Raw genomic sequence first — 13,753 nt, 5'->3', positions numbered from 1 at the left:
AGGGCTGGGTGCGTATATCGCGAGACGTGTGGGTAAGGATACTGCTTCTGTATGACGAATTCGGCGGCGCCCGAGATCTACGCGTAAGGGGCCTTAGGCAGCGTCAGATGTTGTTACGAGTCAGCAGGCGCGCACGGAGGACACCGTGGTGAACCGGGCCGCTGACCGGACCGGGCAGCAGCAGCCGGCCGCCAAGGCCGCGCCCGCCACGAAGCCGGCGCCGGCCGCCAAGCCCGCCGCCCAGGCCGAGCAGCCCGCCGGCGAAGGCCCCAAGCGCGTCCCGCTGCGCGGGGCGGCGGCCAGCGTCGTCAAGAACATGAACGCCTCGCTGACCGTGCCGACGGCGACCAGCGTGCGCGCCGTGCCGGCCAAGCTGCTGGCCGACAACCGCATCGTCATCAACAACCACCTGGCCCGCTCGCGCGGCGGGAAGGTCTCGTTCACCCACCTGATCGGCTACGCGCTGGTCCGGGCGCTCGACGACTTCCCGAACATGAACTCCGCCTTCGCGGAGGTCGACGGCAAGCCGACCCTCGTGCAGCCCGAGCACGTCAACTTCGGCCTGGCCATCGACCTGCCCCGGCCCGACGGCTCGCGCTCTCTCGTCGTCGCCTCGATCAAGGCCGCCGAGGAGATGGACTTCGCCCGGTTCTGGGGCGCCTACGAGGACGTCATCCGCCGCGCCCGCGCGGGCAAGCTGACCCTCGAGGACTTCTCCGGCACCACGATCAGCCTGACCAACCCGGGCACGATCGGCACCAACCACTCGGTGCCGCGGCTGACCGCCGGCCAGGGCGCGATCATCGGCGTCGGTGCCATGGAGTACCCGGCCGAGTTCCAGGGGATGAGCCCCGAGGCGCTCACCGACATGGCGGTCAGCAAGATCATCACGCTGACCTCGACCTACGACCACCGGATCATCCAGGGCGCCGAGTCCGGCGACTTCCTGCGTCGCCTGCACCAGCTGCTGCTCGGTGAGGACGGCTTCTACGACGACGTCTTCCGGTCGCTGCGCATCCCCTACGAGCCGGTGCGCTGGATGCCCGACGTGCGGGTCAGCCGCGAGGGGCAGATCGACAAGGAAGCCCGGGTCATCGAGGTCATCGAGTCCTACCGGCGCAACGGCCACCTCATGGCCGACACCGACCCGCTCGAGTTCAAGGTCCGCAGCCACCCGGACCTGGACATCCTCCAGCACGGCCTGACGCTGTGGGACCTCGACCGGAAGTTCCCCGTCGGCGGCTTCGCCGGCGAGAAGCTGATGGCGCTGCGCGACGTCCTCGGGGTGCTGCGCAACTCCTACTGCCGCACGGTCGGCGTGGAGTACATGCACATCACCGACCCCGAAGAGCGGGAGTGGATCCAGCAGCGGGTCGAGCTCAAGGCCGAGCAGCCCGACCGGAAGAAGCAGAAGCACGTCCTCGGCCGGCTCAACGCCGCCGAGGCGTTCGAGACCTTCCTGCAGACCAAGTACGTCGGCCAGAAGCGGTTCAGCCTCGAGGGCGGCGAGTCGGTCATCCCGATCCTCGACGAGGTGCTGATCGCCGGCACCGACCACGGCCTCGACGAGGTCGCGATCGGCATGGCGCACCGGGGCCGGCTCAACGTGCTGGCCAACGTCCTCGGCAAGAGCTACTCGAAGATCTTCGGCGAGTTCGAGGGCAACATCGACCCCGGCACCGTCCAGGGCTCCGGCGACGTCAAGTACCACCTGGGCGCCGAGGGCACCTTCGAGAACCCGTTCAAGCCGGGCGCCGAGATCGCCGTCTCGCTGGCCAGCAACCCCTCGCACCTGGAGACGGTCAACCCGGTCCTCGAGGGCATCGCCCGGGCCAAGCAGGACATGATCGACAAGGGCGAGCAGGGCTTCACCGTCCTGCCGGTCCTGCTGCACGGCGACGCGGCCTTCGCCGGCCAGGGCGTCGTCGCCGAGACGCTGAACCTCTCGCAGCTGCGCGGCTACCGCACCGGCGGCACGGTGCACGTCGTCATCAACAACCAGGTCGGGTTCACCACCAGCCCGGCGCAGTCCCGCTCGAGCCTGTACTCCACCGACGTGGCGCGGATGGTCAACGCGCCGATCTTCCACGTCAACGGTGACGACCCCGAGGCGTGCGTCCGGGTGGCGCGGCTGGCGGTCGACTACCGGCAGGCGTTCAAGAAGGACGTCGTCATCGACCTGGTCTGCTACCGCCGCCGCGGGCACAACGAGGGCGACGACCCGTCGATGACCCAGCCGCTGATGTACAACATCATCGACCGCAAGCGCTCGGTCCGGAAGCTGTACACCGAGTCGCTCATCGGCCGCGGCGACATCACGCTGGCCGAGGCCGAGGAGGCCCTCAAGGACTACCGCGACCAGCTGGAGCGGGCCTTCGCCGAGACGCACGACGCGCAGGACACCTCCAAGCCGCAGCCGGTCATGGACCAGCCCGCGCAGGAGCAGCCGGTCGCCACGGCGATCAGCACCGAGGTGCTCAAGGCGGTCGGCGACGCCCACGTCTCCTTCCCGCCCGACTTCACGCCGCACCCGAAGCTCCAGAAGATGCTGGAACGGCGTGCGGCGATGGCCAGCGAGGGCAACATCGACTGGGCGATGGGCGAGCTGCTGGCCTTCGGGTCCCTGCTCATGCAGGGCGTCGCGGTGCGGCTGGCCGGTCAGGACTCCCGCCGCGGCACCTTCGTGCAGCGCCACTCGGTGCTCATCGACCGGGAGTCCGCCGCGGAGTACACGCCGCTGGCGAACCTGTCGCCGGAGCAGGCGAAGTTCTTCGTCTACGACTCGCTGCTGTCGGAGTACGCGGCGCTGGGCTTCGAGTACGGGTACTCGGTGGCCAACCCCAAGGCGCTGGTGCTGTGGGAGGCGCAGTTCGGCGACTTCGTCGACGGCGCCCAGATGGTCATCGACGAGTTCATCAGCTCCGGTGAGGCCAAGTGGGGCCAGCGCTCCGGCGTCACCCTGCTGCTGCCGCACGGTCTCGAGGGCCAGGGCCCGGACCACTCCAGCGGCCGGATCGAGCGCTTCCTGCAGCTGTCGGCGGAGAACAACATGACCGTCGCCAACTGCTCGACGCCGGGCAACTACTTCCACCTGCTCCGTCGTCAGGCGCTCTCGGACGTGCACCGGCCGCTGGTCGTGTTCACGCCCAAGTCGCTGCTGCGGGCCAAGGCCGCCGTCAGCCCGGTCTCGGACTTCACCGACGAGGCCTTCCGGCCGGTGCTGGCCGACCCGGGTGTGGGCGGCGAGCCGCTGGACGACGCCGCCGTGCAGCGGGTGCTGCTGTGCAGCGGCAAGGTCGCCTACGACCTGCTCGCCCTGCGGGAGGCCGACGGGACCGCCGACACCGCGGTGGTGCGCGTCGAGCAGCTCTACCCGCTGCCGGCCGAGCAGATCCGGCAGGCACTGGAGCGCTACCCGAACGCGCAGGACGTCGTCTGGGTGCAGGAGGAGCCGGCGAACATGGGGGCCTGGCAGTTCATGGCCGTCAACCTGGCCGAGCACCTGCCGGCCGGCCGCCGCCTGCGCCGCGTCAGCCGCCCGGCCGCGGCCAGCCCGGCCGTCGGCTCGGCGAAGGTCCACGAGGTCGAGCAGAAGCGCCTCGTGGCCGAGGCCTTCGCGAAGTAGCCATCACCCACCGTGTACTCCACCGACCGTGTACTTCACTGACAGGGGCCTGGAGGAGCTGGTCGACCGGCGGGGCGAGGAGCAGGTGACCCTCGCCTGGCTGGCCGACCAGATGCAGGCGTTCGTCGACCAGCACCCCGACTTCGAGGTGCCCGTCGAACGGCTGGCCACCTGGCTGGCCCGCGGCGGCACCGAGGACGAATGACATCGCGGTCCTCCGGACCGCACCGCGGCCAGGTGCCCTCCCGCACCTGAGCTGAGCCGCTTTGCGGCGTCCGGGGAGGAGCCTCCGGCCCCGTCCCCGGACGCCGCCCTCGCGGGCGGCTCGCGATCGACACGCCACAGGAGTCACGTCCGCTGGGTCGTGCCCCAACGACGGCACGCTGTGTCCGTGCTCGGTCACTCGCACGCGCTCTCCGGGCTCGCCGCCGGCGCCGCGACGCTGCCGTGGGCCCCGGTCGGGGGCACCGTCGGCCAGGTCGCCTGGATCGCCGCCGTCGGCGGGATGGCCATGCTGCCCGACCTCGACCACAGCGGGTCGACGGTCTCGGACATGTGGGGCCCGATCACCGACGTCCCCTCCGGTGCCGTGGGGCGGCTGGCCCAGGGACACCGCTGGGGCACCCACGACGCCGTCCTCGCCCCGCTGGCCTTCGGCGCCCTGGCCCTGGCCGCGGCGAACGCCTTCTGGTCCAGCCTGCTGCTCCTGAGCCTGGCCATCGGGCTGGCGCTGCGCGCCCTGCACTTCGTCATCCCGGGGCGGGCGGAGAACACCGTCGTCGGCAACCTGGTGCTGTCCTGGGTCGGCGCCTGGCTGCTGCTGGAGCACTCCCCCAGCCCGGCCTGGCTGCCCTGGGCGGTCGCGCTCGGGGTGCTGACCCACATCGCCGGGGACGCGCTGACCACGCAGGGCGTGCCGGTGCCGGTGCTGTGGCTGCTGCGCCGGTCCCGGCTGAAGCTGACCCCGCTGCGCACGGGGGCGGCGCTGGAGAAGGTCGTGCTGGTGCCGGCGTTCGTCCTGGTCACGCTGTACTGCGTCTACCTCAACACCGACGTCCGCACCGCGGTCGACCCGCTGCTGGCCGACCTGCGCAGCTTGGGTTGAGAGTGGCCCCCTTGCAGGGTCCCGCCGCGAGCATGCGAGTGGTGGGGGGCAAGGGGGTCCTTGCTCAGCGGGTGACGCCCTGCTCGCGGGCGCAGGAGGCGACCGCGGCCGCGACGGCCTCGGCCACCCGGCGGTCCAGCGGGCTGGGCACCACGTAGTCGGCCCGCACCTCGTCGCCCACGACGTCGGCGATCGCCGTGGCCGCGGCCAGCTTCATCTCCTCGGTGATGCTGGTGGCGCCGGCGTCGATCACACCCCGGAAGACGCCCGGGAAGGCCAGCACGTTGTTGATCTGGTTGGGCTCCCCGCTGCGGCCGGTGGCGACGACCGCCGCGTACCGGGCCGCCATCTGCGGGTCCACCTCGGGGATCGGGTTGGCCAGCGAGAAGACGATGCAGTCCGCCGCCATCGACGCGATCGCCGACTCGGGGACCGAGCCACCGGAGAGGCCCAGGTAGACGTCGGCGCCCTCCAGCGCGCCGGCCATCGTGCCCGCGTAGCCGGCCCGGTTGGTGTGCTCCGCGACCCAGCGCTTGATCGGCGTGAGGTCGTCCCGGCCGGTGTGCAGGACGCCCCGGGAGTCGGCCACGGCGATGTCGCCGATGCCGGCCTCCAGCAGGATCTTGGTGCAGGCCACCCCGGCCGCGCCGGCGCCGGAGACGACCACCCGCAGCGAGCCGAGCTCCCGGCCGACCACCCGCGCCGCGTTGCGCAGCGCGGCCAGGACGACGATCGCCGTCCCGTGCTGGTCGTCGTGCATGACCGGGATGTCCAGCCGCTCGCGCAGCCGCTCCTCGATCTCGAAGCAGCGCGGCGCGCTGATGTCCTCGAGGTTGACGCCACCGAAGGACGGCGCGATCGCCGCCACCGTCTCCACGATCGCGTCCACGTCGGTCGTCGAGAGCACCACGGGCACCGACGACAGCCCGGCGAACTCGCTGAACAGGCAGGCCTTGCCCTCCATGACCGGCAGTGCCGCGGTCGGACCGATGTCGCCCAGCCCCAGGACGGCGGTGCCGTCGGAGACGACCGCGACCACGCGCGACGCCCAGGTGTACCGCTCGGCCAGGCCCGGCTCGGCGGCGATCGCGCTGGAGACCCGGGCGACGCCGGGGGTGTAGGTGAGCGCGAGGTCCGCGGTCGACTCGATCGCGCGGGTCGGGCGTACGACCAGCTTGCCGCCCTCGTGCGCCGCGAACGCCGGGTCGTCGGCGAAGCGGTCGGCAGTCCCGTCGTGCTGCTGCTGCTGGGCGCTCATGGACCCGGGAGCGTAATCGAGTCGGGACACCCTGCCCCGCGCCGTCCCGCCCTGGGACACGGTCGAGGGCTGGACTCGGCTGCGCAGCCCCGCGGGGCGGGCTGGCTACCGTCGCGGCGTGCAGATCCGCCAGCTCGCCGTCGGCGACGCCCACGTCCTCGACCTCGTACCGCACGGGGACGCCCGCGGCCGGTTCACCGAGTGGTACCGCGCCGACGTGCTCGCCGACGTCGTCGGCCACGGCCTGCCCCTGGCCCAGGCCAACCACAGCGTCTCCGCCCGCGGCGTGCTGCGCGGCGTGCACTTCGCCCTCGTGCCGCCCGGCCAGGCCAAGTACGTCTACTGCCCGGCCGGCCGGGTGCTCGACGTCGTCGTCGACGTCCGGGTCGGTTCCCCCACCTTCGGCGGGCACGACGCCGTCGTCCTCGACAGCGAGCAGCCGCGCGCGGTGTACCTCGCCGAGGGCCTCGGGCACGCCTTCCTGTCGTTGGCCGACGGCAGCTCGGTCACCTACCTCGTCTCCAGCGGCTACGACCCGTCGCGGGAGTTCGGCGTCTCGCCGCTGGACCCGGAGCTGGACCTGCCATGGCCGGACGACGTGGAGTTCGAGCTGTCGGCCAAGGACCAGCAGGCCCCCACGCTGGCCGAGGCCCGCGAGCAGGGCCTGCTCCCGACGATCGAGGAGTGCCGGGCCCGCTACGCGCAGCTGCGCACGGCCGGTCAGCCCTGACGGCGGCGCAGCCGGCCCGGGCGCGGCCACATCCGGCCCACCACCCGGCCGACGACGACGGCGGGACCGAACGCGCGGCTGTCGTCGGTGACGAAGGGGTTGTCGCCCTCGACCCAGTGCCCTCCCGGCACCGCACGGCGCACCCGTTTGACCACCAGCAGCTCGGGCCGCGCCGGGAAGCGGGCGAGGACGACGTCGTCGTCCCGCACCGGGGTCGCATCGGTGACCCGCCGGACGAGCAACCGGTCGCCGGAGCGGACCGTGGGCGTCATCGACGGCCCCGACACCCGGGCCACGACCCAGGGCGTGACCAGGCTCTCGACCCCCGTCGTCCGCCCTGCTCCGGACGTGTCCCCGCTGCTCACCGGGAGTAGGGTCGCAGACGAACCGACCCCACAGAACCGGAGGCTCAGCCCATGCGTTTCCGCATGTTCTCCGCCGTGGAGGCCACCGCTCACTGCGACCTCCCCTGCGGCGTGTACGACCCGGCCCAGGCCCGCATCGAGGCGGAGTCCGTCAAGGCCATCCAGGAGAAGTACCAGGCCAACGAGGACCCGGTCTTCCGCACCCGCGCGATCCTGATCAAGGAGCAGCGGTCGGACCTGGTCAAGCACCACCTGTGGGTGCTGTGGACCGACTACTTCAAGCCGCCGCACTTCGAGAAGTACCCGCAGCTGAACGAGCTGTTCAACAAGGCGACCAAGCAGGCCGGGGCCGCCGGCGGCAAGGGGAGCATGGACCCCGCCGAGGGCCAGAAGCTGCTCGACTACATCGCCGAGATCGACAAGATCTTCTGGGAGACGAAGGCCGCCGCCTGAGGTCCCCCGCACCACGACGCCGGCCGGCGAGCGCTCCGCTCGCCGGCCGTTGTCGTCCGCGGCGATGACTTCCGCGGGTCGGGACCGTCTGCCCTGCTGAGACGCGTTCCCGACACCCCAGGAGACCCCGATGACCGTTCGCCTGAACCCGTACCTGCACTTCACCGGCAACGCCCGCGAGGCGATGGAGTTCTACCGCTCCGTCCTCGGCGGCACGCTCGACATGATGACCTTCGGGGACGTCGGCGGCGGCGGGGAGCAGTTCCCCGACGACGGCGTCATGCACGCCTTCCTGCGCACCGACGACGGGCTCGAGCTGATGGCCTCCGACGGCCACGACCCGGACGCCGCCGGCCCCGCCCGGGTGTCGCTGTCCATCTCCGGGGACGACGCGGCGACCCTGACCCGCTGGTTCGAGGCGCTGGCCGAGGGCGGGAAGGTCGACGTCCCCCTGGAGAAGCAGGTCTGGGGCGACACGTTCGGCCAGGTGACCGACCGCTACGGCCTGCGCTGGCTGGTCGACATCGGCACGGCACCGGCCTGAGGAAGGACCCCGCTGCTCCCCACCGTCGAAGGACCCCGTCCTCTCCACCCTTCGCAGGCTCAGGGCGGGACCCGGGACGGGGCCGCGGCGGGCCCCTGCAGCGGGGCCGGACCACAGTCCCCGGGGCGGCGACCGGTCGTGGGGGGCGACTGCTCCCCGGTACCGTCTGACCTCGATGCGTATCGACCCGGCCGGGTGGCCCTTCATCACCGGGCCCCTGGCACCTGCCGCCGTGCTCGCCGCGGCCGGCCGCTCCAGCGGCCGACGTGGCCCCCGACTCGCCGCCTGGCCCTTCGCCGTCCTGTCGGCCTACATGGCGCTGTTCTTCCGCGACCCGGACCGGCGCTGCGACACCGTGCCGCCGGCGCCCGACGACGTCCTCTCCCCCGCCGACGGCATGGTGATGGTCGCCGGCGAGCCGCAGGAGGGCGTGGCCCCCGAGGGCGACTGGCAGCAGGTCAGCGTCTTCCTGTCCGTCGTCGACGTGCACGTCAACCGCTCCCCATACCACGGTGAGGTCGTGCAGAGCTCCTACCGCAAGGGCAGCTTCCTGGCCGCCTACCGCAAGGAGTCGGCGCACCGCAACGAGCGCAGCGAGCTGTGGCTGCGCGACGGCGACCGCACCGTGGTGTTCCGGCAGATCGTCGGCGTGCTCGCCCGCCGCATCGTCACCCGCACCGGCGTCGGCCGGCAGCTGGCCACCGGCGAGCGGATGGGCCTGATGAAGTTCGGCTCCCGGATGGACGTCTTCGTCCCCCGGGACTGCACGGTGCTCGTCCGGGTGGGCCAGCGGGTGCGCGGCGGCGAGACCGTCATCGCCCGCTGGTCCGACGCCCGCTGAGGAGGCCCCTGGTGCCCAGCTCCGCGTCCGGCGCCCGGCTCCCGCAGACGCGGCGGACGGCGACCGTCGAGTTCGTCCGCGGATCGGTGCGCGGCACCCGGCGGCGGGCGCTGGCGACGCTGCCCAGCCTGTTCACGCTGGCCAACATGATGTGCGGCTTCGTCGCGATCCTGGTCTCCATCCGGGGCCAGTACACGCTGGCCGCCGTCCTGGTCGGGCTCTCGGTCGTCTTCGACATCGCCGACGGCGCCGTCGCGCGACTGGTCGGCGCGGTCACCCCCTTCGGCCTGCAGTTCGACTCGCTCGCCGACCTGGTGTCCTTCGGGCTCGCGCCGGCACTGCTGGCCTTCACCCTGTTCTCGGAGGGCCGCGACGCCTGGGACCCGCTGGGCTCGGTCGCCTGCGGCCTGTGGGTGGCCTGCGCGGCGATCCGACTGGCGCGCTTCAACACCACCATCGACCCGACCGCCGACAAGCGGTACTTCACCGGCATGCCGAGTCCCGGCGCGGCCGGTGTCGTGCTCGCCTCGGTCTTCGCCTTCGGCGACCAGATGCAGGGCCGGGAGCGGCTGTGGGTGCTGCTCATCATCGCCCTGCCGGCGCTGCTGATGGTGAGCACGATCCGCTTCCGCTCGTTCCGCTCGCTGGTCAGCCCGAAGAGCGGGCGCCCCTACGGGCTGATCGCCGCGGTACTGGCCGTGATCGTCGGCTTCGCGTTCGTGCCGGTCGCGACCGGCTGCGTCCTGGCCTACGGCTACCTGCTGGCGCCGGTCCTGGTGCCGGTGTTCTCGCCCCTGGGCCGGCTGGTGCCGAACCGGCTGAAGGAGCTGTTGACGTGAGCGAGCTCGCGAGCTCGCGCCGAGGACACAGCACCGTCGGACACGGGTCCGCCGAGCGCAACGAGGAGGAACCGTGACCGTGCGGCCGATCCGCCCCGACGACGTCCCCGCCGTGGTGGGCCTGGTCCGCGAGCTGGCCGAGTACGAGAAGGCCCCGCACGAGGCGCGGATGACCGAGAACCAGCTGTCCGCGGCGCTCTTCGGCGAGGCGCCCAAGCTCTTCGGCCACGTCGCCGAGGCAGCGGGGCAGGTCGTCGGGACGGCGCTGTGGTTCCTGAACTTCTCCACCTGGCGCGGCACCCACGGCATCTACCTTGAGGACCTCTACGTCCAGCCCCGGCACCGCGGCAGCGGACTGGGCCGGGAGCTGCTGCGCACGCTGGCCGATCTCTGCGTCCAGCAGGGGTACAGCCGGCTGGAGTGGTCGGTGCTGGACTGGAACACCCCCTCGATCGACTTCTACCGGGCGGCCGGTGCCGTACCGATGGACGAGTGGACGGTCTTCCGGCTCACCGACGACGCCCTGACCGCCTTCGCGGCCGGCCACCGCGGCCCCCGCTGAGCAGGACCGACGCCGGGTCGGCAGGATCACCGGGGTGAGCATCGACCGCAAGCCGGCGGAGTGCTGGCTGACCGACATGGACGGCGTCCTGGTGCACGAGGGCCAGGCGCTGCCCGGCGCCGCCGACTTCCTCGACCGCCTGGTCGCGGCGGGCCGGCGGTTCCTGGTCCTGACCAACAACTCGATCTTCACGCCGCGGGACCTGTCCGCGCGGCTGGCCCGGTCGGGCCTGCAGGTGCCCGAGCAGTCGATCTGGACCTCGGCGCTGGCGACCGCGGACTTCCTGTCCACCCAGCTGCCGAACGGCTCGGCCTACGTCATCGGCGAGGCCGGCCTGACCACCGCGCTCTACGAGGCCGGCTACACGCTCACCGACACCGACCCGGACTACGTCGTCCTCGGTGAGACCCGCACGTACTCCTTCGAGGCGATCACGCGGGCCATCCGGCTGGTCGGCGCCGGGGCGCGGTTCATCGCGACCAACCCCGACGTCACCGGCCCCTCCCCCGAGGGCCCGCTGCCGGCCACCGGCTCGGTCGCGGCGATGATCACCCGGGCCACCGGCTCGGAGCCCTACTTCGTGGGCAAGCCGAACCCGATGATGTTCCGCAGCGCCATGAACCGGATCGAGGCGCACTCCGAGTCGACGGTCATGATCGGCGACCGGATGGACACCGACGTCGTCGCGGGCATCGAAGCCGGCCTGGACACCATCCTGGTGCTCACCGGGTCGACGCAGGCCTCGGACGTGGCGCGCTTCCCCTTCCGCCCGGGACGGGTGCTGGACTCGATCGCCGACGTCGTCGAGCTGGTGTGAGAGAGGACCTCCTTCTCCCCACGCCTCGTAGAAGGACCCCGCTGAGGGCCGGTGCTCAGCGCTCCATGAACGCGAGCCGGGCCTCGGGCGTGGCCAGCAGGTACAGCTCGGTCGCCACGAGCACCAGGATCGGGACGCCGGCCCACGCACCGCCCCACTCGAACGCCGAGTAGTAGCCGAAGAGCCCCAGCAGCAGCTGCAGGAAGACGACCGGCCCGCGCGACCACGGCGACACCCGCCACAGCCCCACGGCGGCCGCGCTCAACGCGACGGCGAAGATGCCGACGTAGACGACCTCGGCCACGGCCCGCCCGACGCTGTCGGCGGTCGAGGTGAACGTCAGGACGAGCAGCCACAGGGCCACCGCGGCCAGCCCCGCGGCCTCCACGCCGGCGACCAGCGCCGCCCGGCGCACCGCCCTCGGGGTCGCCGGGCGCTCCCGTTCCCGGCGCGGCGCCGCCGGCTCGGCCGCGCCGCCCAGCAGCCGTTCCGCCCGCCGACGGTCCCGCGACGGCCTGGCTCCGGACTGCTCGGTCACGACCGGCAGGGTACGCGCCGGGGCACCCACGGGACGGCGTCCCGCGGGCCCAGCGGCCCCGCCACGGCACCCCGTTCCCCCGCCAGCGCGGGGGTGAGCCGCGTCGCTGGCTAGCCTGACTGTCATGCGCGCGCTCGTGGTGGCCAACCCCGCGGCGACGACGACCAACCGCGGCGTGCGCGACCGGGTGCTCACCACCCTCGCCGACGAGCTGCAGGTGGAGCTGGCCGAGACCACCCACCGCGGGCACGGCAGCGAGCTGGCCCGCAAGGCGTGCGTGGAGGGTGTCGACGTCGTCCTGGCCCTGGGCGGTGACGGCACGGTCAACGAGGTGGTCAACGGCCTGCTGCACGACGGCCCCGGCGACCGCGTGCCGCCGCTCGCCGTGGTGCCCGGCGGGTCGACCAACGTGTTCTGCCGCGCCCTGGGCCGGTCCCGCGACCCGCTGGCCGCGACCCGCGAGGTGCTGGACTCGCTGCGCGCCGGACGTACCCGGCGCATCTCGCTCGGCACGGCCAGCGTCCGCGGCGCCACCACCGCGCCGGCCCGGTTGCCCGACCCCGCCTTCGCCCAGGCCGCCGCCGACGCCGGAGCCGCGGCCCATCCCGAGTGGAGCGAGCCGCGCTGGTTCGCCTTCTCCGCCGGCCTGGGCTTCGACGCCGACGTCATCGGCCGCGTGGAGGCCCACCGCGCTCGCGGCGTCCGCTCCACCGGGCTGCTCTACGTGCTCGAGGCGACCGGCGCCTTCGTGTTCGGCGGGGAGCGCCGCGACCCGGCGATGTCGGCCCACCTGCCCGGAGGACCGCCGCTCGACGGGCTGTTCCTCTGCCTGGTCTCCAACGTCTCGCCGTGGACCTACCTGGGCGCCCGCGCGGTGAACCCGACCCCGGACGCCACCTTCGACGGCGGCCTGGACGTCTTCGCGCTGGGCCCCACCGGCATCCTGCGGATGCTGCACCACGTGCGCGAGGTCTTCGCCGCGAGGCCCGACGTCCGCGGCACCGGAGTGCACCGCTGGCACGACCTGGACGAACTGACCCTCACCGCGCGCCGTCCGCAGGGCTGGCAGCTCGACGGCGACCACCTCGGGACGGCGACCGGGCTGCGGGTGCGCAGCGTCCCCTCTGCGCTGACCGTCGTCGTCTAACCACGAGAACCGCCCGGTTCCGCTGCAAGACGCTGACCTGCGGTTCACCCACGGACGGCATCGCTTGTCAACGCAGCGCGCGGGACTTCGTCTGGTCGAGTGGCGCGCCCTAGCATGCCCGTGGTGAGCTTGCTCACGAGGGGTCGATAGATGCCCTCGTTCTGCTTGACAGGCGTCCTTGCCGTGAAAACATCGCGGAGGAAAGCAACCTGTCGGTAACAAATGCATGAAGTCGCTGTGCCATGGCGCTGGTCACCCCGGTGCCGGCCTGCGGATCGGTCCGAGGCCGGCGACGACTGCACCACACCGTAGACGACATCGAGGAGAACACGGCCATGGACTGGCGCCACCGCGCGCTCTGCCGCGACGAGGACCCGGAGCTGTTCTTCCCCATCGGGACGACCGGCCCCGCTCTCGTGCAGATCGAGCAGGCCAAGGGTGTGTGCCGGCGCTGCCCCGTCACCGAGTCGTGCCTGGACTGGGCACTGCGCGCGGGGCAGGACTCCGGCGTCTGGGGTGGGCTCTCGGAGGACGAGCGGCGCGCTCTCAAGCGCCGTCAGGCCCGCACTCGCGTGCGCACCGCCTGAGCACACCCCCCTGCACCGCAGCGAGGCCGGTCCGGAGTCATCCGGACCGGCCTCGCTGCTGTGTTGATCGTCGACCTACCGGCCGACACCGCGGCCAGCTGCCGTACCCAGCCACCGCTGAGCAGCAGCCCGCGTCCCGACCGGGGACCCTCCGGGCCCCGCGCTCGGTCCACCCCCGGCCAGCTGCCGTACCCAGCCACCGCTGAGCAGCAGCCCGCGTCCCGACCGGGGACCCTCCGGGCCCCGCGCTCGGTCCACCGGTCAACGCCGGAGTCTCCCGGCGCCGGGGAGGGTGAGCACGACCTCGGTGCCGGTGCGGCCGTCGGCAGGGCGGGAGGGCGG

15 protein-coding genes are annotated in these 13,753 nt (G+C 72.6%); 12 read left to right on the top strand and 3 right to left on the bottom strand.

Translation table 11 applies throughout. The features are described from left to right. Positions 1-148: 148 nt before the first annotated feature. The 3 genes from CNO22_RS20540 to CNO22_RS20535 all read left to right on the top strand — a co-directional run bounded on the left by CNO22_RS20540 (position 149) and on the right by CNO22_RS20535 (position 4,730). On the top strand, positions 149-3,625 hold the full coding sequence (locus CNO22_RS20540) for a multifunctional oxoglutarate decarboxylase/oxoglutarate dehydrogenase thiamine pyrophosphate-binding subunit/dihydrolipoyllysine-residue succinyltransferase subunit (RefSeq protein ID WP_232807206.1): 3,477 nt from the start codon (positions 149-151) through the stop codon (positions 3,623-3,625). A 28-nt stretch (positions 3,626-3,653) separates the two neighbouring features. Then, positions 3,654-3,830 carry a DUF6104 family protein gene (locus tag CNO22_RS28490; protein ID WP_198588470.1) on the top strand — a complete coding sequence of 59 codons (177 nt, stop codon included), beginning with the start codon at positions 3,654-3,656 and terminating at the stop codon, positions 3,828-3,830. 186 nt (positions 3,831-4,016) lie between these two features. Beyond that, positions 4,017-4,730, top strand: coding sequence for a metal-dependent hydrolase (locus CNO22_RS20535; RefSeq protein ID WP_100501122.1), 714 nt, complete (start codon positions 4,017-4,019; stop codon positions 4,728-4,730). Between the two features lie 64 nt (positions 4,731-4,794). Here the strand turns inward: CNO22_RS20535 and CNO22_RS20530 are convergent, their stop codons facing one another. Then, on the bottom strand, positions 4,795-5,988 hold the full coding sequence (locus CNO22_RS20530; protein WP_100501118.1) for an NAD(P)-dependent malic enzyme: 1,194 nt from the start codon (positions 5,986-5,988) through the stop codon (positions 4,795-4,797). A 118-nt stretch (positions 5,989-6,106) separates the two neighbouring features. Between CNO22_RS20530 and CNO22_RS20525 the strand changes: the two genes are divergently transcribed. Beyond that, positions 6,107-6,718, top strand: coding sequence for a dTDP-4-dehydrorhamnose 3,5-epimerase family protein (locus tag CNO22_RS20525; protein WP_100501117.1), 612 nt, complete (start codon positions 6,107-6,109; stop codon positions 6,716-6,718). Here CNO22_RS20525 and CNO22_RS20520 read toward each other — a convergent pair. Next, entirely contained in the window at positions 6,709-7,083 is a 375-nt protein-coding gene (locus CNO22_RS20520) for a S26 family signal peptidase (RefSeq protein ID WP_232807205.1), read from the bottom strand. The two genes, CNO22_RS20525 and CNO22_RS20520, sit on opposite strands and share 10 nt — an antisense overlap. Positions 7,084-7,134: 51 nt before the next feature. Between CNO22_RS20520 and sodN the strand changes: the two genes are divergently transcribed. The 6 genes from sodN to CNO22_RS20490 all read left to right on the top strand — a co-directional run bounded on the left by sodN (position 7,135) and on the right by CNO22_RS20490 (position 11,139). Next, on the top strand, positions 7,135-7,536 hold the full coding sequence (gene sodN, locus CNO22_RS20515; protein ID WP_100501116.1) for a superoxide dismutase, Ni: 402 nt from the start codon (positions 7,135-7,137) through the stop codon (positions 7,534-7,536). A gap of 130 nt (positions 7,537-7,666) precedes the next feature. Next, positions 7,667-8,080 (top strand): VOC family protein, encoded by a 414-nt coding sequence (locus tag CNO22_RS20510; RefSeq protein ID WP_100501115.1) that lies wholly within the window; start codon positions 7,667-7,669, stop codon positions 8,078-8,080. A 175-nt stretch (positions 8,081-8,255) separates the two neighbouring features. Beyond that, positions 8,256-8,921, top strand: a complete 666-nt coding sequence (locus tag CNO22_RS20505) for a phosphatidylserine decarboxylase (RefSeq protein WP_100501114.1) — start codon at positions 8,256-8,258, stop codon at positions 8,919-8,921. An 11-nt stretch (positions 8,922-8,932) separates the two neighbouring features. Beyond that, a complete protein-coding gene (pssA, locus tag CNO22_RS20500; RefSeq protein WP_100501113.1) occupies positions 8,933-9,760 on the top strand; it encodes a CDP-diacylglycerol--serine O-phosphatidyltransferase in 828 nt (275 codons plus the stop codon). 73 nt (positions 9,761-9,833) lie between these two features. After that, positions 9,834-10,322, top strand: coding sequence for a GNAT family N-acetyltransferase (locus CNO22_RS20495; protein ID WP_100501112.1), 489 nt, complete (start codon positions 9,834-9,836; stop codon positions 10,320-10,322). Positions 10,323-10,356: 34 nt separating this feature from the next. After that, entirely contained in the window at positions 10,357-11,139 is a 783-nt protein-coding gene (locus CNO22_RS20490) for an HAD-IIA family hydrolase (protein WP_198588469.1), read from the top strand. Between the two features lie 55 nt (positions 11,140-11,194). Here the strand turns inward: CNO22_RS20490 and CNO22_RS20485 are convergent, their stop codons facing one another. After that, a complete protein-coding gene (locus CNO22_RS20485; RefSeq protein ID WP_157937033.1) occupies positions 11,195-11,677 on the bottom strand; it encodes a hypothetical protein in 483 nt (160 codons plus the stop codon). Between the two features lie 124 nt (positions 11,678-11,801). Here CNO22_RS20485 and CNO22_RS20480 point away from each other — a divergent pair, with 124 nt between their 5' ends. Continuing rightward, complete coding sequence (locus tag CNO22_RS20480) at positions 11,802-12,824, top strand: diacylglycerol/lipid kinase family protein (protein WP_100501110.1); 1,023 nt, start codon at positions 11,802-11,804, stop codon at positions 12,822-12,824. Positions 12,825-13,159: 335 nt separating this feature from the next. Next, positions 13,160-13,411: a WhiB family transcriptional regulator gene (locus tag CNO22_RS20475; RefSeq protein ID WP_100501119.1), complete on the top strand. Its 252-nt coding sequence runs from the start codon at positions 13,160-13,162 to the stop codon at positions 13,409-13,411. Positions 13,412-13,753 lie beyond the last annotated feature (342 nt).

This window comes from Geodermatophilus chilensis (assembly GCF_002802985.1).
GTDB lineage: Bacteria > Actinomycetota > Actinomycetes > Mycobacteriales > Geodermatophilaceae > Geodermatophilus > Geodermatophilus chilensis.
Note: the sequence above shows the minus strand (reverse complement) of the source record. Positions and strands in the feature narration are given on the sequence as shown.

Coding starts and splice junctions, on each gene's coding strand:
- CNO22_RS20530 (WP_100501118.1), bottom strand. CDS start 5,988: ATGAGCGCCCAGCAGCAGCAGCACGACGGGACTGCCGACCGCTTCGCC.
- sodN (WP_100501116.1), top strand. CDS start 7,135: ATGCGTTTCCGCATGTTCTCCGCCGTGGAGGCCACCGCTCACTGCGAC.
- CNO22_RS20510 (WP_100501115.1), top strand. CDS start 7,667: ATGACCGTTCGCCTGAACCCGTACCTGCACTTCACCGGCAACGCCCGC.
- CNO22_RS20505 (WP_100501114.1), top strand. CDS start 8,256: ATGCGTATCGACCCGGCCGGGTGGCCCTTCATCACCGGGCCCCTGGCA.
- CNO22_RS20480 (WP_100501110.1), top strand. CDS start 11,802: ATGCGCGCGCTCGTGGTGGCCAACCCCGCGGCGACGACGACCAACCGC.
- CNO22_RS20475 (WP_100501119.1), top strand. CDS start 13,160: ATGGACTGGCGCCACCGCGCGCTCTGCCGCGACGAGGACCCGGAGCTG.